This is a genomic window from Limobrevibacterium gyesilva (genome assembly GCF_025989185.1).
Classification (GTDB): Bacteria; Pseudomonadota; Alphaproteobacteria; order Acetobacterales; family Acetobacteraceae; genus Limobrevibacterium; species Limobrevibacterium gyesilva.
Window position 1 is genome coordinate 486,119 of sequence record NZ_JAPDNT010000001.1, and the last position, 20,650, is coordinate 506,768.

Genomic DNA, 20,650 nt, shown 5'->3' on the forward strand with positions numbered 1-20,650 from the left:
ACCGCCGCTAATCGCCGGTTGCTTCGGGCAGCATCTCCGCCAGCATCACGCGGCCGCCCCACTCCTCCAGCAGGTCGGCGCCCGCCATCTGCTCTGGCGGACGGTCGGCGCCGTTCACCAGCAGGTCGGGCCGCAACGCGCGCAGCAGTTCGGCCGGCGTGTCCTCGGTGTTGACCACCACCAGGTCGACGCAGGGCAGGCTGGCCAGGCGGGCGGCGCGAACCGGCTCGGGCTGCAGCGGCCGGGCCTCGCCCTTGTTGCGACGCACCACGGCGTCACTGTCCACCGCGACGATCAGCCGATCGCACGCGCCGCGCGCCTGTTCCAACAGATGCACGTGGCCTGGGCGCAGCGGCCCGAAGCAGCCATGCGTGAAGCCGGTGCGCCAGCCGTTGCGGCGCCAGCGTTCGGCGCGCTCTGCCGCTGCCTCGGTGGTCACGATCTTGCGCAGCGCGCCGGCTTGCGGCGAGATCGCGGCCAGCAGGTCGCTCTCGCGCGCGACGGCCGTGCCCATCTTGCCCACCACCACGCCGGCGGCGATGTTTGCCAGCCGCACCGCCAGCCGCAGATCGAGCCCGCACGCGAGCCCGGCGCCCAGCGTGGCCACGGCGGTGTCGCCGGTGCCGGAGATGTCGAACACCTCCGCCGCCTCGACCGGGAAATGCATGGCCCCCTGGGCGTCCACCAGGGTCATGCCGTCCTCGTTGCGCATGATCAGCACAGCGCCGAAACCGTGACGCAGGCGCAGGGCGTCGCCGGCGGCGGCCACTGCGGCGTCGCTGTCCACCGGCATCGCCACGGCCAGGCCCAGGTCCCGGCTGGCGACCACGATCACGTCGGTGCCGGCGTAGCGGGCATAGTCATGCCCGTGCACGTCGGCCACCACCCGCCGCCCGGCCTGCCGCGCGGCCGCGATCAGGCTCGCGGGCGCCTCGTCGGCCAGCACGCCCTTGCGGTAGTCGGACAGGATGGTGACAGAGGTGGCCACCATCGCGTCGCGGGCGATGCGCAGCATGCGGTCCATCAGCCTCGGGTTGATCGGCCGCGTGTCCTCGCGGTCGGCGCGCAGCAGCTGGTGGCCCTGCAGCGGCCGCCCCTGGGCCACGAAACGCGTCTTCATGGTGGTGATGCGGCTGCCCTGCACCAGCAGCCAGGGCTCCACGCCCGGCTGCCCGCCGATCAGGCCGGTGAGGTCCGAGCCCGCCTGGTCGTCGCCGACCACCGATATGAAGGCGACTGCCGCCCCGAGCGCGCCCAGGTTGCGCACCACGTTGCCGGCGCCGCCGGGCAGCGCAATCTCGCGCTGCACCGCCAGCACGGGCACGGGCGCCTCGGGGCTGATCCGCTCGACCTCGCCATAGACGTACCGGTCCAGCATGGCGTCGCCGATCACCAGGACGCTGGACCGTGCCAGCCGGCGCATGGCAGCGGCGAGATCGGCAGCGGTGTGGTCAGGCGCGGCCGTGGAGATTGGATCCATGCACGCCCCCGTAGCGAAGCGGGCCGGCAGTTGCAAGCGCGCGGCACCCGACTTGCGAAACCGTTTTCTCAGGTCTGCAGGAACCGCACGCTGTCGGCTTCCAGCACGGCGCAGCTGAGCGGGCCGCCCAGGACCGCGCCGGTATCGACGCCGATCCGGTGCGGATGGACAGACGGCGCATCCTCGGGCGTGTGCCCGTGCACGGCCACCGCCGGCAGCAGGCCGTCATAGGACAGGAACGGCTCGCGGATCCACAGCAGATCCTCGCGCGCCTGCGCTTCCAGGTTCACGCCCGGCCGCAGCCCGGCATGCACGAACACATAGCCGCCGACGCGATACAGCAGCGACAGGCCGCGCAGGAAGCCGAGATGGGCGGGCGGTATGGCGCGCTGCCACGCGGCCGGGCCGCCGCGCCACGGTATGCCCCAGCTCGCCAGCGTGTCGCCGCCGCCGTTGCGCAACCACAGATCGGCCGCCCCCAGGTCGCCGCTGGCCAGGGCTGTCAGCAGCATGTCCTCATGGTTGCCCGCCAGGTTGAACACGCGCGCACCGGCCGCCCCCGGCACCGGGAACGGCCGGATCAGGCGCTCGATGACGCCGGCGCTGTCCGGGCCTCGATCGATGTAATCGCCGAGATGGATCACCAGCGCACGCGCCACCGGCCGCGCCGCGAGATCCTCGGCGACGGCCGCGTGCATCCGGTCCAGCCGGTCGGCGCAGCCATGCACGTCGCCGATCGCATAGACCCGCTGCCCCGGGGGCAGGGTGGCAGGGGCGGGAGTCACGGACGCTAACGTTTCGGCAACCATGCCGTATCAGCCTACCCCCGGCAGCTCGCAAAACGCGAGCGCCCCTTCGGGAGCCACCGGGCAGTATGATGAACCCAGGACGGGTGGCGCACGCAGGTGGACAGGCCGGGTCGGCGCCCGCGCCCGGATTGCTGGCGGCTCTCGGGCTGGCCGGCAGCGGGCCCGACAAGGCCGCCGAACGGCATCTGCTGGAAGCGGCGCACCGGCTGCCACAGGAATGGGCCGCGTTGGTCCTGCATTTGTCGCGGCTGCAGCAGCCGGCGCCGCGTCCGCATCACCGCCGCGTCGCGCGGGCCTTGCTGCAGGAGGCGGCACAGCGGCACGACGGCCAGGTGTTGGCGCTGCGCAATGGCGACCTGGTGCTGTTGTACCGCGCTCATATGCTGCGTGCCGGGGCCGCGGGCACGCCGCTGGCCGTCACCCTGGCGCAGCTGCTCCAGGCGGTCGCACCGGATCCCGCCGCGGTCATCTCAGTCTGGCCGCTCGGCGAGGCTCGCGACCAGTTGCTAGGCTATGCCGCCGAGCGGCTCATCGAACCCAGCCCGGGCGGGTGGCACGACAGCGATGCGGTCGCCGACCCCGAGAGCATCGACCGCCTCGCGCTGCTGGCCGAAGGCGGGCGGCTGACCGACCTGCTGCACCGTCAGACCGCCGTGCTGCTTGGCCAGAGCCGCGCGCGGCCCGGCAACGCGCTGCGGCCGATCTATCGCGAAGTGAGCGTCTCGCTCGCGGCACTGGAGGCCCGGACCGGGGCGGGGCCGGTCGATGCCGACCCGTTCCTGTTCCGCCATCTGGCAGGGCGGCTCGACCAGCACATGCTCGCCGCCTTGCGGCAAGAGATCGGCGGCGCCGGCGCGCTCGACGCTGCGACGGCGCCGCGCCTGCAGGTCAACCTGACCCTTTCGGGCATCCTGTCCGGTGGTTTCGAGAAGCTGGCCGCCGCGACCGTCCGCGCCGGCGCGACCCTTGGCGTGGAAGTGGCCCTGGCGGAAGCCGGCGCCGACCTCGTTGCGTTCGCGCGTGCCCGCAACCGGCTCGCCGCCGCCGGCATGGAGCTGGTGCTGGACGGCGTCTCGCATCTGGCGCTGCTGCTGACCTGCCCCGAGGCGCTGGGGGCCGGTCTGGTGAAGCTCGACTGGTCCCCCCGAATGGCGCGACTGGCGCCTGGGGAACAACAAGAATTGACCGCAGCCGTGTCCAGGCTGGGGGTTCAGCGCATCGTGCTGAATCACGCCGAGACGGAGACGGCGGTCCAGTGGGGCATCGCGCAGGGCATCCGCCGCTTCCAGGGCCGGCACGTCGACGCCATGCTGGGCGTCGGCCGGATCGTGGCCTGCCCCGCCAGCCACGCCTGCACGCTGCGTCAATGCATCGAGCGCGGCGCCGCCGCGGCTCCGGCAGGACGGGCGGGCTGCACCGTCCCGGCGTTGCTGGACGCCGCCGCCCCGCCGGAGCCGGTGCCCTGATCACCGCCCTGCGCCGGCGCGGGGCCGGGGCGCAGGCACCACCCGCCGAGGCCCGAAACGACGCCCACCGGCTGGCCGCCCTGGTGCGCGCCTGCGGCTCCGCCGGCATTGCCCGGCGAGTCCTGTTGCTGCGGCTGTCCGTGTTGCCCGAAGACCGGGCACGGCCGCACCATCTGCGCCTCGCGCGCGAGGCATTGTCGCCGCTGACGGGCGCCGACCGGGCGCAGCTGTTCCACCTTCCGAATGAAGACCTTGCCGTGGTCTGGCGCGGGGAGACGGCCGCGCTGCAGACCTGTCTGCGCTCGGTGCGCCACCTGTTCGCCGACGACACCGATCTGGTTCCCGACCCCGCGGCCCTGGCGGTCGTGCTCGACCTGCCGCAGGACTCCGGCCGGCTGCTGCAGGCGATCGAGGACAGCGAGCGTCCGCCGCCACCGGCTGCGGCGCCGGCATCGCGTGCCACGAGGCCACTCGATCTCGCCATATTGCTGGCGCTGGAGCGCGCCATGGCGCAAGCCGACATGACCCGGTTCGCGCGCCGCCAGCCGGTCGTGCAAGCCACTCCGGACGGCTGGCGCATGCGCTGGGAGCGGCGTTTCCTGTCGGATGCGGAGCTGTTCGAGACCATCCTTCCCGACCGTGCGCCGCGCGCCGATCCCTGGCTGTTTCGCCGGCTGACCCGCACCCTGGACCGGCGCATGCTGGCGCTGATGTGAGCCCCGGACGAGCTGCGCGCCGCGTTCCCGTTCAGTCTGGACCTGAATGTCGCAAGCCTGCTGGGCGCCGAGTTCCTTCGCTTCGACGCCGCCTTGCCGGCGGCGCTGCGCGGCCAGGTGCTGCTGAACCTGCGGCCGGACGACATCCTTGCCGATCCCGCGGCGTTCGTGTTCGCCCGCGCCTTCGCGCACGCGCGCGGCTACCGGCTGGTGCTGCATGAAGTCACGGGGGAGCAGCTGGCTCTGCTGCCGCTGCGCCGGCTCGGGCTCGACCTCGTGCATCTGCGCTGGTCCGCCGAGCTGGCCCGGCCTGATTGCGCGGCAGCACTGCCCGATCCGGCGGCCGTCGTGCTGGGGAGTGCCGACAGCGCCGCCGCCATCGCCTGGGGCCGCACGCTGGGCATCGCCCTCTACCAGGGCCGCATGGCCCGGCCCGCCATGCCGCGCGCCCCGGAACGCGGCCGCCTGATTCGCGCCGCGCCGCCACGCTGACCCTTGGCGCGGGGCGCCATGCAGCCTAATCCCACATAATGGACGTCATCACGGTCTCCGCGCTGAGCAAGCGCTACGGCGACACCCTGGCGGTGGACGCAATCAGTTTCGCCGTGCCGGCCGGCGCCACGGTCGGGCTGCTCGGCGGCAACGGCGCCGGCAAGACCACAACGATCGCCATGCTGCTGGGGCTGCTGATCCCCAGCGCCGGCGACATCCGCGTGCTCGGCCACGACATGGCGCGCGACCGCTTCGCCGCGCTGGCCCGCATGAACTTCTCCTCGCCCTATGTGGCGCTGCCGCAACGGCTGACGGTGGCCGAGAACCTGCGCGTCTACGGCCATTTGTACAATGTCCGCCACACCAGCCGGCGCATCGCCGAACTGGCCGACGAGCTGGATCTGAACGACCTGCTGGACCGGCCGGCCGGGCAGCTCTCGGCCGGGCAGAAGACGCGGGTGGCGCTGGCCAAGTCGCTGATCAACCGGCCCGATGTGTTGTTGCTGGACGAGCCGACCGCCAGCCTCGATCCCGACACCGGCGATCTCGTCCGCAGCTGGCTGGAGCGCTACCGGGCCGAAAGCGGCTGCACCATCCTGCTCGCCAGCCACAACATGGCCGAGGTGGAGCGGCTGTGCGACCAGGTGCTGATGCTGAAGAAGGGCCGCATCGTCGACCGCGGCAGCCCGGCCGAACTGCTCGACCGCTACGACCGCGACGATCTGGAGGAGGTGTTCCTGGATATCGCCCGCGGTCGCACGAAGGAGACGGCATGACCCAGGCCGCCACCATCTATCCCGCCGCCCGGCGCATCTGGGGGCTGATGTACCGCCATATCGCGCTGTATCGCCGGTCCTGGCCGCGGCTGCTGGAGCTGGCCTACTGGCCGACGCTGCAGATGTGCATCTGGGGCTTCACCGCCAGCTTCTTCGCCGCCCGCATCGGCAGTTTCGGCGCCACCACGATCGGCCTGCTGCTGGGCGGCGTGCTGCTGTGGGAAGTGGCGCTGCGCAGCCAGATGGGGGTGGCGATCAGCTTCCTGGAGGAGATCTGGTCGCGCAATCTCGGTCACGTCTTCGTCAGCCCCCTGCGTCCGTGGGAGCTGGTGGCGGCGCTGTTCGGCATGTCCATCCTGCGCATGACCGTGGGCGTGCTGCCGGCGGTGCTGCTGGCCTGGGCGCTGTATGCGTTCAACCTGTTCAGCCTGGGGCTGGTACTGATCCCGTTCGCGCTCAACCTGATCGTCATGGGCTGGTGGGTGTCGCTGGGTGTAGTGTCGTTGATTCTGCGCCATGGCGCGGGGGCGGAGGCCCTGGCCTGGTCGGTGCTGTTCGGACTTACGCCGTTCTCGGCCGTGTTCTATCCGGTGGCGGTGCTGCCGCCGGTGGTCCAGCCCATCGCCTTGGCACTGCCATCGGCGCACGTGTTCGAAGGGATGCGCCAGACCATGGCCCAAGGTGTGGTCGCCTGGGATCATATGGCCTGGGCGGTCGGCCTCAATCTCGTCTGGATGGCCGCCGCCGCGCTGCTGTTCGCCCGTCAGTTCCGCGTGGCGCGCGAGCGCGGTGCCCTGCTCTCCATTGGTGAATGAACAACATGACCGAGACCCGCTTCTGGCTCATCCGCCACGCCATCGTGGAAGAGAACGCGCGCGCCATGCTGTACGGCACCATGGACGTCGAACTGTGCCCGCACAGCCTGGAGGCGCAGAGTCCCACCTACGCCGCGCTGGCCGCGCGCCTGCCGCGGCCGGCAACCTGGGTGGTCACCCCGCTGCTGCGCACCCGCCGAACGGCCGAAGCCGTGTTTCGCGCCGGGTATCCGCGGGCGCCATGGGCCGTCGAGCCTGGCCTGATCGAGCAGAACCTGGGGGACTGGCAAGGGCTGCCCCATGCCGAGCTGCCAGACAAGCTGTCCATGCCCGCGCACGCCTTCTGGCCGCTCGCAGGCGAGGAGCGTCCGCCCGGCGGCGAGAGCATGTCGGAGGTGATCCACCGCGTCGGCGGCGCGATGGAACGCCTGGCCGGCGTGCATGCCGGACAGGACATCGTGGTGGTCAGCCATGGCGGGGCGATCCGGGCGGCCGTGGCGCACGCGCTGACCATTGGTCCGGACAACGCCCTGCATCTGTCGGTGCAGAACTTGTCGCTGACACGGCTGGAGCGGCATCCGCGCGGGTGGCGCGTGGTCTGTGTCAACGAGCTTCCAGGCGCCTGAAAATATTGGTGACTTCTTGGTGCAACACTTCAAGCTTGCTTCTCAACACGTTGTTGACACACTCTTCGGCCAAGAATTTAACGACCGCCGATTCGCCTGACTTCGCTCGTTTTGGCCCGTCCCCGGGAGACGCCACATGATCCGATTCCTCCTTATTGCCCTGCTCGCGCTGGCGCCGCTGGCTGCCCATGCCCAGACCGAGCAGCAGACCCTGGTCGATCGCGCCACGCTGGCGGTGCAGGAAATGCTGTCCGACCAGAACGGGACCGAGGCGCGCAACCTGCTGAAGAAGGCCAAGGGGGCGATGATCTGCCCGCGCGTCTTCAAGGCCGGGTTCATCCTCGGCGGCCAGGGCGGCGGCTGCGTGCTGGTGGGCCGTGGCCAGGGCGGCAACTGGTCCAGCCCGGCCTTCTACGGCATGGGCAGCGGCAGCATCGGCTTTCAGATCGGCATCCAGGACGCCGAGATCATCTTCATCGTACTCACCGACAAGGGCCTGCAGGCGCTGCTGGACAGCCAGTTCAAGATCGGCGCCGACGCGTCCGTGGCCGTCGCAACCATCGGCGCGGGCATATCCGGCTCCACCACCGCCGCGCTGCGTGCCGACATCGTCGCCTTCTCACAGACCCGTGGCCTGTTCGCGGGCATCTCGATCGACGGCAGCCTGATCAGCGCGCGCAGCGACTGGAACCAGGTCTATTACGGTCGCCCGACCGCGGCGCAACAGATCGTGATCGGCATGGAAGGCCAGAACCCCGGCGCCGAGCCACTCAAGGAGATGCTCGCCCGTTTCTCGGCAGGCTAGCGGGCCTGCCGCCTCTGTCCTGCTGACGCCCGGGCATCTTCCGGCACGGTGATTTCGCCGCGCTGGAAGATGCTCTAGTTTCTCCGGCCATGACTGCCTCCGCACCATTCTGGAAGACCAAGCGCCTGTCCGAGATGACCCGGGCGGAGTGGGAATCGCTGTGCGACGGCTGCGGCCGTTGCTGCCTGCACAAGCTGCGCTTCGAGGAGACCGGCGACCTTGCCTTCACCAACGTCGCCTGCCGCCTGCTGGATCTGAAAAGCTGTGCCTGCGGCGACTACGCCCACCGCCGCGAGCGCGTGCCGGACTGCGTCCACCTGACGCCCGCCGAATTGCAGACGATCGACTGGCTGCCGCCGACCTGCGCCTATCGCCGGGTGGCCGAGGGCAAGGACCTGGCCTGGTGGCATCCGCTGGTATCCGGCGACCCCGAGACGGTGCACACTGCCGGCATCTCGGTCCGCGGCCGCGCCGTCAGCGAGAAACAGGCCGGGCCGCTGGAACATCACATCGTCGAGTGGCCCGGCCGCGTGCCGCGGGCCCGGCAGCCCGCTGCGCACCCGAAGAAATTGAAGGAGAAGACGCCATGATGAAGAACGCCTTGTTCGGCGGCGTGAATGCCGCGGTGTTGACCGCGATGCACGACGACCTGTCCGTGGATCTCGACCGGATGGCCGCGCATTGCCGCTGGCTGCTGGCCAATGGCTGCAACGGCCTGGGCGTCCTGGGCACCACCGGGGAGGCCAACTCGCTGGGGATCTCCGAGCGTATCGCCGTCATGGAGGGCCTGGTCGCACGCGGGATCTCGCCCAAGGTGCTGCTGGCGGGCACCGGCACCACCGCGATCACCGACACCGTGCTGCTGACCCGTCGCGCCGAGGAGCTGGGCTGCCGCGGCGCCCTGCTGCTGCCGCCGTTCTTCTACAAGAACCCCTCGGACGACGGGCTGTTCGCCTATTTCAGCGAGGTGATCCAGCGCGTCGGCGGCGACATCAAGATCTATCTCTACCACTTCCCGGCACAATCAGCGGTCCCGTTCGGCATCGACCTGATCGGGCGCCTGCTGAAGGCCTATCCCGGCAAGGTGAAGGGCCTCAAGGACAGCAGCGGCGACTTCGCCAACACCAAGTCCTATGTGGATCATTTCGCAAAGGATGGCTTCGAGGTCTATTGCGGCGATGATGGCGCACTGCATGCGCTGCTCCAGGAAGGCGGGGCGGGCTGCATCACCGCGGCGGCGAACGTGGGCAGTGCGGTCAGCGCCACCGTCTACGCCAACTGGGACCGCCAGGTGGGTGCGGACGCACAGGTCACGCTGGCCGCCATCCGCAAGGCGGTGACCTCGGCGGCGCTGATCCCCGGGCTGAAAGCCCTGGTCGCCCGCCATACCGGCGATGCGACCTGGAACAACATGCGCCCGCCGCACCTGAAGCTGCCGGCCGACGCGGCGGCCAAACTGTTTGCCGCCTTCGACGCCTGTGGCCTGAAGCTGGCCGCGGCGGCGTAACGCCAGCCGCCCCCCCATCGCGGCCATCGGCCGGCGTCCATATCTCCCGGATATGGACGCCGGGAACCGCCCTCGCCGAGCCTATTCGTTGGCCGCCATCGCCTGGGCGAAGGCGGTAACGTTGTGGCGGAACATGGCGAGGTAGGTTGCGGCCGGGCCGCCCGGCGGGGACAGGGCATCGGAGTAGACCTTGGGGCCCAGCGCGGCCCCGGCTTCCTTCGCGAGTGTGGCCGCCAGCCGTGGGTCGGTCATGTTCTCCACGAACACCGCCTTGATATGATCGCTGCGGATCTGCGCGGAGAGCGTGGCGATGTCGCGGGCCGACGGTTCGGCCTCGGTGTCGATCCCCTGCACGCCCCTCATGGTGATACCGTAACGCGCGGCGAAATAGCCGAAGGCGTCATGGCTGGTGATGATGCGCCGGCGTGACGGCGGGATGGCCGCAAGAGTCTGCTGGATCCAGCGGTCGGTCGCCTCGATCTGGCTGATGTAGTCGGCCGCTCGGGCGCGGATGGCCGCTTCCTGGGCGGGGATGGCGCGGGCCAGGCCATCGGCGATGGCGCGGACATACAGCACGCCGTTGCGCGGGTCCTGCCAGGCGTGCGGGTCGGTGATCCGGCTGCGGCCTTCCAGCATGGTGCGAGACTTCACCGCGGCGGCGGCGGTGATGCGCACGCCCTTGAAGCCGGAAGCTTTCACCATCCGGCTCATCCAGCCTTCCAGGCCCAGCCCGTTCTCGATCAGCACGCGGGCGGATTGCAGCGTTCGCAGGTCGCCGGGGCGCGGCTCGTAGGCGTGCGGATCGCCATCGACTGGCACCAGGGTGGTGACGGCGACGGCATCGCCACCGACCGTCGCGGCCATGTCGGCGAGGATGGAGATGGTCGCGACGACCGCAATCCGGTCATCGGCCCATGCAGCGACGGGAAGGGCGGCGGCGACCAGCCCCTGGAGCAGCGGACGGCGACGCATGACAACCTGTTATGTTATACTATAACATTAATAAAGCCGTATTCACCTCCGTGGCAAGCGTTTGTTCCGATTGCCCCGCTTTCGCCGACGCGTCACAATGTTCCAGATGGAATCGGGCAGTTCTGAGGTTCTTCGGCTTCCCGGCGGACCCGCCAGGGTGGAATGGCGGCGCAGTGCGCGTGCCCGCCGCGTCAGCCTGCGCATCGACCCGCGCGATGGCGCGGTCGTGGTTACCCTGCCGCCCCGCACCGGGCGTACCGCGGGAATGGCGCTGCTGATGAACCACGCGGACTGGGTGGCCGAGCGTCTGGCCGCACTGCCTGGCCACATTCCGTTCGCCCCCGGCGCCGTGGTGCCGGTGCACGGCATCGACCACCGCATCGTTCACATCGGCGGCCGTGGCGGTGTCTGGGTTGACGGTCGCGCCATCATGGTTGCCGGCGAGCCGGAGTTCCTGGCGCGCCGGGTGGCGGATTTCCTGCGCGCCGAGGCCCGGCGCCGCCTGTCCATCCTGGTGGCGGACAAGGCCGAGGCCGCCGGTGTCCGGCCCAGTCGCGTGTCGGTGAAGGATACGCGCAGTCGCTGGGGAAGCTGTGCGGCGAACCGCGCCCTGGCGTTCAGCTGGCGGCTGGTGATGGCGCCGCGCTTCGTGCAGGACTACGTGGCCGCGCACGAGGTGGCGCATCTTCGCCACATGAACCATGGCCCCCGTTTCTGGGCCCTGGTGCAGGACCTGACCTCGCACACCGATGCCGCTGTCGCCTGGCTGCGCGACGAGGGCCCGCGGCTGCTGCGCATCGGCTGACCTTTATTGCATTCGAGTACAGGATAACGGAGCCAATCTCTCCACCCTGTCGAGTCACCGGGAAGGCACGCCATGAAAGCCGTGGTCTACACCCACTCCCGCCCCATCACCGCCGACGACGCGCTGCTGGACATGCAGTTGCCCGAACCCGGCGACCCGCGCGGGCACGACCTTCTGATCGAGGTGCGCGCCGTCTCCGTGAACCCCGTGGACACCAAGGTGCGAAAGCGCGCCGACCCGGTGGGCGAGCCGCGGGTGCTCGGCTGGGACGCCGCCGGCGTGGTGCGCGCCCGCGGCCCGGAGGTGTCGCGCTTTCATCTCGGCGACGAGGTCTTCTACGCCGGCAGCCTCACCCGCCCCGGCAGCAATTCCGAGCGGCACCTGGTGGACGAACGGATCGTCGGCCACAAGCCGAAATCGCTATCCTTCGCCGAGGCGGCCGCGCTGCCGCTGACCACCATCACAGCGTGGGAGATGCTGTTCGAGCGGCTGGAGATGCACCCGACCCAGGCCCCGCCGGGAACGCTGCTGATCATCGGCAGCGCCGGCGGCGTCGGATCGGTTACGATCCAGCTCGCCCGCGTCTTGACCGGCGCGCACATCATCGCCACCGCCAGCCGCCCGGAGACGCGGGACTGGTGCCTGACATTGGGCGCGCACGAGGTGATCGACCATTTCGCCGACATGCCGGCCCAGTTGAAGAAGCTCGGCGTTCCCGGGGTGGAGCGGATCTTCTGTGTCAACGGCTCCGACCAGCATTGGAAGGCCATGGTGCAGATGCTGGCGCCGCAGGGCCGCATCGGGCTGATCGACGATCCCCAGCCGATCGACGTGCGCGACCTGAAGGCGAAGTCCGCGTCGTTGCACTGGGAGGCGATGTTCGTGCGCCCCGGCTTCGGCACCCCGGACATGTCGGCCCAGCACGACCTGCTGGAGCGGGTGGCCGACCTGATCGACGCGGGCAAGCTGCGCACCACGCTGGCCGAGCAGTACGGCCGGATCAATGCCGCGAACCTGATCCGCGCGCATGCAGCCATCGAAAGTGGCCGCACACGGGGCAAGATCGTGCTGGAAGGTTTCTAGTGTCCTGAATCAGAAGTTCGCATAGGTGGCGAACTCCAGATTCAGGGCACTAGACGACACCGAGGAGAACGATCGCATGCAGCATTGGGTCACCGTCCTGAAGGCCGCCGAGACCGCGGCGCAATGGCACGCCCGGCAGCGGCGCAAGGGGGCGGCGCAGGAGCCGTATATCAACCACCTGCTCGAAGTGGCGTGGCTGGTGGGCGAGGCGACCGGAGGCAAGGATCCCGACCTGGTCATCGCCGCGCTGCTGCATGACGCGATCGAGGATTGCCAGATTCCCCGAACCGAGATCGAGGCGGCATTCGGCGCCGACGTGGCCGCCCTGGTTGCCGACGTCACCGACGACAAGAGCCTGAAGAAAGAGGTCCGCAAGCAGCTCCAGATCGACCACGCCCCGGGCAAGCCGATGCGGGTGAAAATTCTGAAACTGGCCGACAAGACCAGCAACCTGCGCGCCATCGCCGCGAGCCCACCGGCCGACTGGCCGCCGCAGCGCAGGCTCGACTACGTCGCCTGGGCGTGCGCAGTGGCGGTTGGTCTGCGCGGGACGAATGCGTGGCTGGAAGAGCGTTTCGATGCCGCGGCGGCAGACGCTGAACAGGCCATTCAGGCAGCGGCGTGACGGCCGGGCCGGGCGCCCCCGGCCCTGCCCGCCTCATCCGTGCCTTATCGCCACCGTCTTCAGCGTGGCGAAGCCGTGCAGGGCGGCGAAGCCTTTCTCCCGGCCGTGGCCGGAGCGCTTCATGCCCCCGAACGGCAACTCCACCCCGCCGCCGGCGCCGTAATTGTTCACGAACACCTGCCCGGTGCGGATCTTCCGCGCCATGCGCAGCGCCCGCCCCAGATCGGCCGTCCACACCCCCGACACCAGGCCATAGGCCGTGCCGTTGGCGATGCGCACCGCCTCGGCCTCGTCGCGCACGCGGATCGCCACCAGCACCGGCCCAAAGATCTCCTCCTGCGCCAACACATGATCGGGCGGCACGTCGGCGATCAGCGTCGGCTTCACGTAGAACCCGGCCGGCGGCGCGTTCGACGCGATCGCCCCCTGCCCGGCGACCCGCAGCCCGTCACGCGCGGCGATCGCCAGATAGCCCTCCACTCGCGCCTTCTGCTGCGCATTGATCACCGGCCCCACGTCCAGGTCACGATCCGCAGGCCCCACCTGCAGCCCGTTGAACCGCGCCGCCAGCGTGTCCACGAACGCGTCAAAGATCCGGTCCTCGATCAGCACGCGCGACCCCGCGCTGCAGGTCTGCCCGGCATTCTGCACGATCGCCGCCGTCACCGTGGTGGCCGCCGTCTCCAGGTCGGCGTCGGCGAACACCACCTGCGGCGACTTTCCGCCCAGCTCCAGCGTTACCGGAATCGTATTGCGCGCCGCCGCCGCCTGCACCAGCGTCCCCACCTCCGGGCTGCCGGTGAAGCTGATATGGCCGATCCCCGGATGCGCCGTCAGCGCCGCCCCGGCCTCCTCACCCAGCCCGGTCACGATGTTGACGGCACCCGCGGGGAACCCCGCCTCCTGGAACAGCCGCCCCAGCGCCAATGCGGACAGCGATGCATCCTCCGCCGGCTTCAGCACCACCGCATTGCCCATGGTCAGCGCGCCCGCGACGGTTCGGCCGATCATCTGCATCGGGTAGTTCCACGGCACGATATGCCCGGTCACCCCATGCGGCTCCCACACCGTCATGATGGTGTAGCCGTCCTGATACGGAATGGTGTCGCCGTGCACCTTGTCGGCGGCGCCGCCATAGAACTCGAAATACCGCGCGCAGGCCGCCGCGTCCGCCCGCGCCTGCTTCAGCGGCTTGCCGACATCGGCACTCTCCAGCCCCGCCAGCATCTCGGCGTCGCGCCGGATCAGTTCGGCCATGCGCAGCAGCAGCCGCCCGCGCGCCGCCGCGTCCACGCGCCCCCACGCGCCTTCCAGCGCCGCCTGCCCCGCCGCCACCGCCGCGTCGATATCGGCGGCCGTGCCGCGGGCGATGCGCCCCACCACGGCGCCATCCGACGGATTGATCACCGGCAGCGTCTCGGCCGCGGCACGCCATTCCCCGCCGATCAACAGGCCGTGCGTCTCCATGCGTCATCTCTCCTTGTCGTCGTATCGGCCGCCCGGCCGGCCGAAAGCCGTCCCACGTCGTTGCCGCGCGCCGCATCCCCCGTCAAGCCATCCGGTTGCGCCAACGGAACGCCTGCGCCAGCATCGCCCCACTCCATCCCGCAGCGCCCGGACACCCTATGATCACCCGCGCCCATCTCGAAGCCCTCGATCGCGCCGACCCGCTCGCGCCCTTCCGCGCCCTGTTCACCCTGCCCGACGGCGTGGTCTATCTCGACGGCAACTCGCTCGGCGCCCTGCCCCGCGCCACCCCTGCCCGCGTCGCCGAAGTGGTGGCGCGCGAATGGGGCGAGGGCCTGATCCGCAGCTGGAACGACGCCGGCTGGATCGAGGCGCCCGCCCGCATCGGCGCCAAGATCGGCCGCCTGATCGGCGCCCCCGCCGGCACCGTCACGGTCGCCGACTCCACCTCGGTGAACCTGTTCAAGCTGCTCGGTGCCGCGCTGGACCAGCGGCCGGACCGCCGCGTGATCCTGTCCGAACGCAGCAACTTCCCCACCGACCTCTACATCGCCGAGGGCCTCGCCGCCCTGCTCGGCCGCGGCCATACGCTGCGCCTGGTGGATGCCGGCGAGATCCCCGCCGCCATCGGCGCCGACACCGCGGTGGTGATGCTGACCCATGTGAACTACCACACCGGCGCCATGTTCGACATGGCCGCCATCACCCGCGCCGCCCACGCAGCCGGCGCGCTGATGCTGTGGGACCTCGCCCACTCCGCCGGCGCCGTGCCGGTGGACCTCGCCGCGGCCGACGCCGATCTCGCCGTCGGCTGCGGCTACAAGTTCCTCAACGGCGGCCCTGGCGCGCCCGCCTTCCTCTATGTCGCCGAGCGCCTTCAGCAGGAAGCGCGCTTCCCGCTCACCGGCTGGCTGGGCCACGCCGCGCCCTTCGCCTTCGAGCATTCCTACCGCCCGGCCCCCGGCATTGCCCGTGCGGTGGTGGGCACCCCGCCGATGATCAGCGTGGCCGCGCTGGAAGTCGGCGTGGACATCGCCCTGCAGGCGCCGATGGACGGCGTCCGCGAGAAATCCCTGCAGCAGACCCGCATCTTCGCCGAGCTCGTGGCGCAGGAATGCCCCGGCCACGGCCTGCGCCTGGCCTCGCCCAGCGACCCCGCCCGCCGCGGCAGCCAGGTCTGTTTTGCCCACGAGCACGCCTACCCGATCATGCAGGCCCTGATCGCCCGCGGCGTCATCGGCGACTTCCGCGCACCGGACGTCCTGCGCTTCGGCATCACCCCGCTTTATCTCGGCTATGCCGAACTGTGGGACGCCGTGCAGACCCTGCGCGCGGTGCTCGCCGGCAACGAATGGCAGCAGCCGCAATTCAACGAGCGCCGCAAGGTGACGTGAGGGGAGAGTCGTTGCCTGCGCGGTGAGCGTGGCATTATACGGGTGAACGGTACGTGATCAGGCAAGGCCAGGGGCTTTGCCCCTGGACCCCAGCCAAGGCGGAGCCTTGGCAATCCGATACTCTCTCGGCTGCCTTGGCACCCTTCGGATGATATCGGCCGATCAGGCAAGGAGAGTAGCGGGTTTCCAAAGGCCCCCGGCCTTTGGCGGGTGCAGGGCAGAGCCCTGCCCTTCGCTCAGTCACCCCGCACACCACGATGGGAGACCAGCGATGCGCCTGCGCTTTCTCGGTGCCGCACTTGGATTTTCCGCCCTGCTGCTCGCCGCGCATTCCGCCCGCGCCGACGCCATCGACGGCGCCTGGTGCCACGCCCCCGCGCAGCGGATGATGATCAACGGCCCCAGCATCGTCACCCCGGCCGGCACGAAGACCCAGGGCGACTACACGCGCCACGCCTTCTCCTACGTCGTGCCCGCCGGCGACCCCGGCGCCGGCACCACCATCCAGATGCGCCTGCTCAGCGAGGAAGCCGTCCAGGTCCGCGCCGGTGAAAGCGCCCCCGTCGAAACCTGGCTCCGCTGCGGCCCGGCGGTCAGCGCGCGACCCACGCCCCGCGTGCCGGCATAACAGGGCGCACGCCCCCTCCGCCAAGGGAAGTGGGCCGGGGTAAGGGGCACCAGCGCCCATGACGGTATCGGCCGCCTCCTATCTCGCCCGCCACCGCGTCCGCCTCTGGGTCGCGGCGCGCATGATGATTTCGACCATGCTCGCCTATGCACTTGCCGTGGTCCTTCAGCTGCCCCAGGGCTACTGGGCCGTGCTCACGACCATCATCGTCACCCAGAACAGCATCGGCGGTTCGTTGAAGGCGGCAATGGATCGCCTTGTCGGCTCGGTCTGTGGCGCACTGGTCGGCACCGTCGCCGCGGTCCTGCTGACGGCTCATACACCGGTGGCGATCGGCCTCGCTCTCGTCGCCGCCCTGACGCCGCTCGTGCTGCTGACCGCTTTCGTCCCGGACTACCGCGTCGCCCCGATCACCGCGATCATCGTGCTTTTGAGCACCGGGGCCGCGACACAGGGTCCGCTCGGCTACGCGTTCGACCGCCTGCTCGAGATCATGCTCGGGTCCGTGATCGGTGTGGTGGTGGCCGTGCTGATCGCCCCCGCGCGGGCCTATGCGCAGGTTCGCGAGGCGGCCGGCGAAACCGCGCTGTTGCTTGCGCAGATCATGACGGCGCTGGGGCCGGCGGTGCACGCCGGCGCGCCGGACCTCGGGGGCCTGCCGGCGCGCGTGCAGGCGGCGCTGAACCGCCTCGGCACCGCGGCGGAAGAGGCCGCGCGTGAGCGCCGCAGCCGCCTGTCCGACCATCCCGATCCGGAGCCCCTGTTCCGCACCCTGCGCCGGCTGCAACAGGATATCCTGGCGATGAACCGCATGTTCGGCGCGCCCTGGCCCGAGCATATCCAATTCGCGCTGGCGCCGTCCTGGTCGGCCTATGCCGAGGCGGTGGCGGCCGAGTTACGTGCCCTGGCCGCCGCGCTTCCGGTGCCCGCCCCGCCCCCGGACTCGCCGACACCGCGAACCGCGATGGCCGCTTTCATCGCCGCCATCGAGACGGTCCGCCGCGAGGGCCTCACCCGCGAACTGCCGACCGATGCCGTCGGACGCATCCTCGGCAGCGCCTTCCGCGCCGAGCAGCTCCAGCGCGACCTGGACGACCTGGCCGAACGTACACGCGGCGTGGCGGCCCCGGCCCGGTAGACCGATGCCGGCCGAGATGGGATCGCCAAGCGGGCGCTGCCACCACGGCAAGGAAGGGAAGTGGGCACGAAGGACACCGAGGACCACGGAGGACACGGAGAAAAAAATCCGCGCGCGCTGCGCGCCTTCATCTCAAGCCGCATGAGCGGCCGGCCGCTCTACACATCTGTTCTTCGTACTCTCCGTGGTCCTCTATGTCCTTGGTGTCACCTTGCCTTTCTTCGTCGCCCCTCCTCTTGCGGGAAAGCACGGGCCAAAGGGGGGCGTCGCCGCTAACCCCTCTCGAACACCAGAATCCGCGACCGATTGGTCACCAGCCGCACCGTGTTGCCGCTGAACTGCAGGCACGTGCGCTGCCGCCACGGCCCGTCCCCGCCCCGCTCCATCAGCGCCATATCCGGCCCCAGCGGCGTTAGCTCCAACTCCATGTAAAGCGGCCCCGCACCGATCGCGAGCCGCGCCACACCCGCGGACACGGCGATGTCGAACCGCGCGTTCTGCGCCGCGCATACCCAATGTCCCGCCCAGGCGCCGGATGCGGAAAGACCATCCGGCACTGGGTGGAACCGCCGCGCCACATGTCCGATCTCGCCCTCGATCACGCCGCCGGCCAGGCGCAGCCGCATGGGCAGGTGCGCCGAGCGGCCTTCGGCGAACCCTCCTTCGCCGGGATACAGGGTTTCCTGCGCGCCCAGGAACGTCGCCGTCCCGCCCTGGTGCTCCAGCCAGAATGGCCCGTCCTCGGCCAGGAACCGCCCGTCCGGCAGCGCCGGCGTCGGCTCGGTCAGCGTGGTGCCGGCCAGCGCCGCCATCACCCGCAGGGCGACGCCATGCGCGTCCGTATCTTCGCGGTTGCTCAGCACCACGACCCCCGCCTTGTATTCCGGCGCGAACAGGAAATGGTTCTTGTAGCCGGGCAGCGACCCGCCATGGCCCAGCGCGATCAATCCCGGCACTGGCGAGCGCGCGAGCCCCAGCCCGTACTCGGTCGCCCGCCCGTCCGCCAGATGCCGCCGCGCCCCCAGCCGCGCCAGCAGCCCGTCCGCCGGCCCGCGCCTGGACATCAGCGCCTGCGCCCAGGCCGTGAGGTCCAGCGCGCTGCCGGCCAACCCGCCGGAGGCGGAGAAATGCAGGCCGTAGCGCCCGCGCTGCCAGCCGCGCGGCCCGTGCCAATAGCCGGTGGCCAGGGCCGGCACGATGTCGGTCTCGTCCTCCGGGAAGCGGATGCTCAGGCCCAACGGGCGGAAGAACCGCTCATGCAACGCCGCCGCGTAGTCGATGCCCTTCGCTTCCAGCGCCGCCTGCACCAGGCGATAGCCGGTGTTGGAGTAGGAGATCTCGGTGCCCGGCGCGAAATTCGTCGCCTCCAGCGACGACACGAAGCGCAGCAGTGCGTGCCGGTCCAGCGTGGCGGTCGGCGGCACGCCCAGCAGCCACAGCGTCTCCATCGCATCCGGCAGGCCGCCGGTCATGTCCAGCGCGCGCCCCACCGTCACCGCGCCCAGCGCCGGCGGCAACGGCAGATGCGCGCCCAGCGCGTCGTCGAACCCGATATGCCCGTCCGTCGCCAGCAGCCCGCACAGGAAATGCTTGCTGATCGAGGCGAAGCGCACCGCCGTATCGGCACGGAACGGCAGGTCCAGCTCCAGGCTGGCCAGCCCGCCGCAGGCTTCGGCGCGGATATCGTCGGCATCGAACAGCAGGATCGCCCCGCCGGGCCCGCCTTCCCTGGTCCAGCCCTGCGCGATTTCGCCCGCCGCCAACGCCGCCGCTTGCCACTGCATCCTGCTCTCTCCGTACAGACAACGGGCGCGATCTTGACCCGATCGCGCCCGTTGCCAACCCCCTGCGTTTGTTTGCCACAGGCCACCCGGTGACTTCAGTGACCCCTGATTGTCGGCTGATATCATCTGAATGCCGTCACCACAGTAAACAAGCACTCGGGTTCCTGCAGCGCAAACACAGGGTCCAGGAGCGCAAGATGACGGCGAGATACGGCTCGGCCGGGCCGTCCTGACCGAAGTCCCGGCCCACCGCACAGGGCCGATGCATGCCAGCGGCAATGCCGGCTGCGCCCGTTGAATGTGATTGTTGATTTATATCAACGACACTTTCCGGAGATTCGGGATAATTTCATTTGTTATTAACCTGGAGGTGCTCTATGGACAGCGATGTCAACCTGCGGGCAAACATTTCCCACAACCCTGCCGGAAACAGACTGTTCCGCAGACCGGCCCGCTTGGTGCTCGCAGGGATGGTCGCATTGGCGTTAGCCGCTTGCGCTTCGATGACAGGCGGCAACAAGCTGAAGGACGTTGCTGACGAGCTCAAGACCGCGCTGGCTGGTGAGCCGGTGCAAGTGGCCATGTCGGATGGATCCGTGACGATCACATCGAGCGCCGACTACATCTTCCCGTCGGGCGGCTGGCAGTTGGCGCCCGGCGCGCCTGTGCTCGCCAAGATGGTACCGACGCTTTCCAAGCTTCAGCACACGAAGATCGTTGTGGGCGGGTATACCGACAATGTGCCGGTTGGGCCTCAACTTCAGGCCATGGGGATTCCGAACAACCTCGACCTTTCGTCGCGGCGGGCCGAGAGCGTGGTCAACTATCTCAAATCGCGGGGCGTGAACCCGAATCTCCTGTCGGCACAAGGTTTTGGCGACGACCATCCGGTCGCATCCAACGACACGCCGGAGGGACGAGCGAAGAACCGGCGGGTGGACATCACCCTCACCGGGGACGGCACATAGCAGAACTGCCACCCGTCAACCGCAGCCCGTAACCACGGCGACGGGGCTGGGGGCGGCAACCCTCGACGTGGGTGGTGTGCCCGTTGCCTCGCCGCCTGATCCCCTCCGGCCCAGGGGTCCCACTCCAGACTGCGCGCGAGATTTATCCCCGTCCCGTTCTTCTGAGGTCGGCATTACGACATCCCGATCAACTATGTCGGCCGTGCTGAGAGATGGGACGAACTCACAATCGACGGAGATATTGCGCGCAAAGACTGTCTCCTGCGCCTCAAGCGAAACGGCCAAGTGCCTGCC

Annotated in this window: 21 protein-coding genes; 16 read left to right on the top strand and 5 right to left on the bottom strand. The window is 69.9% G+C overall.

The window, feature by feature from the left end; translation table 11 throughout:
• Positions 1-7: 7 nt before the first annotated feature.
• On the bottom strand, positions 8-1,480 hold the full coding sequence (locus OL599_RS02395; RefSeq protein ID WP_264711987.1) for a bifunctional heptose 7-phosphate kinase/heptose 1-phosphate adenyltransferase: 1,473 nt from the start codon (positions 1,478-1,480) through the stop codon (positions 8-10).
• A gap of 68 nt (positions 1,481-1,548) precedes the next feature.
• The gene (locus OL599_RS02400) at positions 1,549-2,265 is read right to left on the bottom strand and encodes a metallophosphoesterase family protein (protein WP_264711988.1); all 717 of its coding nucleotides are present in this window, start codon (positions 2,263-2,265) and stop codon (positions 1,549-1,551) included.
• Between the two features lie 92 nt (positions 2,266-2,357).
• On the opposite strand from OL599_RS02400, the gene OL599_RS02405 reads away from it, so the two are divergent.
• From OL599_RS02405 to OL599_RS02445, 9 genes are all read left to right on the top strand, one after another.
• Complete coding sequence (locus tag OL599_RS02405; RefSeq protein WP_264711990.1) at positions 2,358-3,755, top strand: hypothetical protein; 1,398 nt, start codon at positions 2,358-2,360, stop codon at positions 3,753-3,755.
• A gap of 125 nt (positions 3,756-3,880) precedes the next feature.
• Positions 3,881-4,471: a hypothetical protein gene (locus OL599_RS02410; protein WP_264711991.1), complete on the top strand. Its 591-nt coding sequence runs from the start codon at positions 3,881-3,883 to the stop codon at positions 4,469-4,471.
• Positions 4,472-4,564: 93 nt separating this feature from the next.
• On the top strand, positions 4,565-4,963 hold the full coding sequence (locus tag OL599_RS02415; RefSeq protein ID WP_264711992.1) for a hypothetical protein: 399 nt from the start codon (positions 4,565-4,567) through the stop codon (positions 4,961-4,963).
• A 38-nt stretch (positions 4,964-5,001) separates the two neighbouring features.
• Complete coding sequence (locus OL599_RS02420; protein ID WP_264711993.1) at positions 5,002-5,739, top strand: ABC transporter ATP-binding protein; 738 nt, start codon at positions 5,002-5,004, stop codon at positions 5,737-5,739.
• Positions 5,736-6,554: an ABC transporter permease gene (locus tag OL599_RS02425; protein WP_264711994.1), complete on the top strand. Its 819-nt coding sequence runs from the start codon at positions 5,736-5,738 to the stop codon at positions 6,552-6,554. The genes OL599_RS02420 and OL599_RS02425 overlap by 4 nt, the downstream gene beginning before the upstream one ends.
• Positions 6,555-6,559: 5 nt before the next feature.
• Positions 6,560-7,180, top strand: coding sequence for a histidine phosphatase family protein (locus tag OL599_RS02430; protein WP_264711995.1), 621 nt, complete (start codon positions 6,560-6,562; stop codon positions 7,178-7,180).
• Positions 7,181-7,316: 136 nt separating this feature from the next.
• A complete protein-coding gene (locus OL599_RS02435) occupies positions 7,317-7,985 on the top strand; it encodes a lipid-binding SYLF domain-containing protein (protein ID WP_264711996.1) in 669 nt (222 codons plus the stop codon).
• Between the two features lie 89 nt (positions 7,986-8,074).
• Complete coding sequence (locus OL599_RS02440) at positions 8,075-8,575, top strand: YcgN family cysteine cluster protein (RefSeq protein WP_264711997.1); 501 nt, start codon at positions 8,075-8,077, stop codon at positions 8,573-8,575.
• A complete protein-coding gene (locus OL599_RS02445; protein WP_264711998.1) occupies positions 8,572-9,492 on the top strand; it encodes a dihydrodipicolinate synthase family protein in 921 nt (306 codons plus the stop codon). Before OL599_RS02440 ends, OL599_RS02445 begins: the two co-directional genes overlap by 4 nt.
• A gap of 81 nt (positions 9,493-9,573) precedes the next feature.
• On the opposite strand, the gene OL599_RS02450 is transcribed toward OL599_RS02445, so the two are convergent.
• Positions 9,574-10,464, bottom strand: coding sequence for a metal ABC transporter solute-binding protein, Zn/Mn family (locus tag OL599_RS02450; protein ID WP_264711999.1), 891 nt, complete (start codon positions 10,462-10,464; stop codon positions 9,574-9,576).
• Positions 10,465-10,621: 157 nt separating this feature from the next.
• Here OL599_RS02450 and OL599_RS02455 point away from each other — a divergent pair, with 157 nt between their 5' ends.
• The 3 genes from OL599_RS02455 to OL599_RS02465 all read left to right on the top strand — a co-directional run bounded on the left by OL599_RS02455 (position 10,622) and on the right by OL599_RS02465 (position 12,977).
• Positions 10,622-11,269, top strand: coding sequence for a M48 family metallopeptidase (locus OL599_RS02455; RefSeq protein ID WP_264712000.1), 648 nt, complete (start codon positions 10,622-10,624; stop codon positions 11,267-11,269).
• Positions 11,270-11,341: 72 nt separating this feature from the next.
• A complete protein-coding gene (locus OL599_RS02460) occupies positions 11,342-12,352 on the top strand; it encodes a zinc-binding alcohol dehydrogenase family protein (RefSeq protein WP_264712001.1) in 1,011 nt (336 codons plus the stop codon).
• A 76-nt stretch (positions 12,353-12,428) separates the two neighbouring features.
• A complete protein-coding gene (locus OL599_RS02465) occupies positions 12,429-12,977 on the top strand; it encodes an HD domain-containing protein (protein WP_264712002.1) in 549 nt (182 codons plus the stop codon).
• Positions 12,978-13,010: 33 nt separating this feature from the next.
• Here the strand turns inward: OL599_RS02465 and OL599_RS02470 are convergent, their stop codons facing one another.
• A complete protein-coding gene (locus OL599_RS02470; protein WP_264712003.1) occupies positions 13,011-14,444 on the bottom strand; it encodes an aldehyde dehydrogenase family protein in 1,434 nt (477 codons plus the stop codon).
• A gap of 158 nt (positions 14,445-14,602) precedes the next feature.
• Between OL599_RS02470 and kynU the strand changes: the two genes are divergently transcribed.
• The 3 genes from kynU to OL599_RS02485 all read left to right on the top strand — a co-directional run bounded on the left by kynU (position 14,603) and on the right by OL599_RS02485 (position 17,604).
• Positions 14,603-15,838, top strand: a complete 1,236-nt coding sequence (gene kynU, locus OL599_RS02475) for a kynureninase (RefSeq protein WP_264712004.1) — start codon at positions 14,603-14,605, stop codon at positions 15,836-15,838.
• Positions 15,839-16,109: 271 nt separating this feature from the next.
• Positions 16,110-16,466: a hypothetical protein gene (locus OL599_RS02480; protein ID WP_264712005.1), complete on the top strand. Its 357-nt coding sequence runs from the start codon at positions 16,110-16,112 to the stop codon at positions 16,464-16,466.
• 58 nt (positions 16,467-16,524) lie between these two features.
• Positions 16,525-17,604, top strand: coding sequence for an FUSC family protein (locus tag OL599_RS02485; protein ID WP_264712006.1), 1,080 nt, complete (start codon positions 16,525-16,527; stop codon positions 17,602-17,604).
• A 272-nt stretch (positions 17,605-17,876) separates the two neighbouring features.
• Here the strand turns inward: OL599_RS02485 and OL599_RS02490 are convergent, their stop codons facing one another.
• On the bottom strand, positions 17,877-19,388 hold the full coding sequence (locus OL599_RS02490; RefSeq protein WP_264712007.1) for a serine hydrolase domain-containing protein: 1,512 nt from the start codon (positions 19,386-19,388) through the stop codon (positions 17,877-17,879).
• A gap of 377 nt (positions 19,389-19,765) precedes the next feature.
• On the opposite strand from OL599_RS02490, the gene OL599_RS02495 reads away from it, so the two are divergent.
• Complete coding sequence (locus tag OL599_RS02495; protein ID WP_264712008.1) at positions 19,766-20,356, top strand: OmpA/MotB family protein; 591 nt, start codon at positions 19,766-19,768, stop codon at positions 20,354-20,356.
• Positions 20,357-20,650 lie beyond the last annotated feature (294 nt).

Bases quoted from the DNA above. Each gene is read 5' to 3' on its own strand.
- OL599_RS02395 (WP_264711987.1), bottom strand. From the start codon at position 1,480: ATGGATCCAATCTCCACGGCCGCGCCTGACCACACCGCTGCCGATCTC.
- OL599_RS02405 (WP_264711990.1), top strand. From the start codon at position 2,358: ATGAACCCAGGACGGGTGGCGCACGCAGGTGGACAGGCCGGGTCGGCG.
- OL599_RS02420 (WP_264711993.1), top strand. From the start codon at position 5,002: ATGGACGTCATCACGGTCTCCGCGCTGAGCAAGCGCTACGGCGACACC.
- OL599_RS02425 (WP_264711994.1), top strand. From the start codon at position 5,736: ATGACCCAGGCCGCCACCATCTATCCCGCCGCCCGGCGCATCTGGGGG.
- OL599_RS02430 (WP_264711995.1), top strand. From the start codon at position 6,560: ATGACCGAGACCCGCTTCTGGCTCATCCGCCACGCCATCGTGGAAGAG.
- OL599_RS02435 (WP_264711996.1), top strand. From the start codon at position 7,317: ATGATCCGATTCCTCCTTATTGCCCTGCTCGCGCTGGCGCCGCTGGCT.
- OL599_RS02440 (WP_264711997.1), top strand. From the start codon at position 8,075: ATGACTGCCTCCGCACCATTCTGGAAGACCAAGCGCCTGTCCGAGATG.
- OL599_RS02445 (WP_264711998.1), top strand. From the start codon at position 8,572: ATGATGAAGAACGCCTTGTTCGGCGGCGTGAATGCCGCGGTGTTGACC.
- OL599_RS02450 (WP_264711999.1), bottom strand. From the start codon at position 10,464: ATGCGTCGCCGTCCGCTGCTCCAGGGGCTGGTCGCCGCCGCCCTTCCC.
- OL599_RS02460 (WP_264712001.1), top strand. From the start codon at position 11,342: ATGAAAGCCGTGGTCTACACCCACTCCCGCCCCATCACCGCCGACGAC.
- OL599_RS02465 (WP_264712002.1), top strand. From the start codon at position 12,429: ATGCAGCATTGGGTCACCGTCCTGAAGGCCGCCGAGACCGCGGCGCAA.
- OL599_RS02470 (WP_264712003.1), bottom strand. From the start codon at position 14,444: ATGGAGACGCACGGCCTGTTGATCGGCGGGGAATGGCGTGCCGCGGCC.
- kynU (WP_264712004.1), top strand. From the start codon at position 14,603: ATGATCACCCGCGCCCATCTCGAAGCCCTCGATCGCGCCGACCCGCTC.
- OL599_RS02480 (WP_264712005.1), top strand. From the start codon at position 16,110: ATGCGCCTGCGCTTTCTCGGTGCCGCACTTGGATTTTCCGCCCTGCTG.
- OL599_RS02485 (WP_264712006.1), top strand. From the start codon at position 16,525: ATGACGGTATCGGCCGCCTCCTATCTCGCCCGCCACCGCGTCCGCCTC.
- OL599_RS02490 (WP_264712007.1), bottom strand. From the start codon at position 19,388: ATGCAGTGGCAAGCGGCGGCGTTGGCGGCGGGCGAAATCGCGCAGGGC.
- OL599_RS02495 (WP_264712008.1), top strand. From the start codon at position 19,766: ATGGACAGCGATGTCAACCTGCGGGCAAACATTTCCCACAACCCTGCC.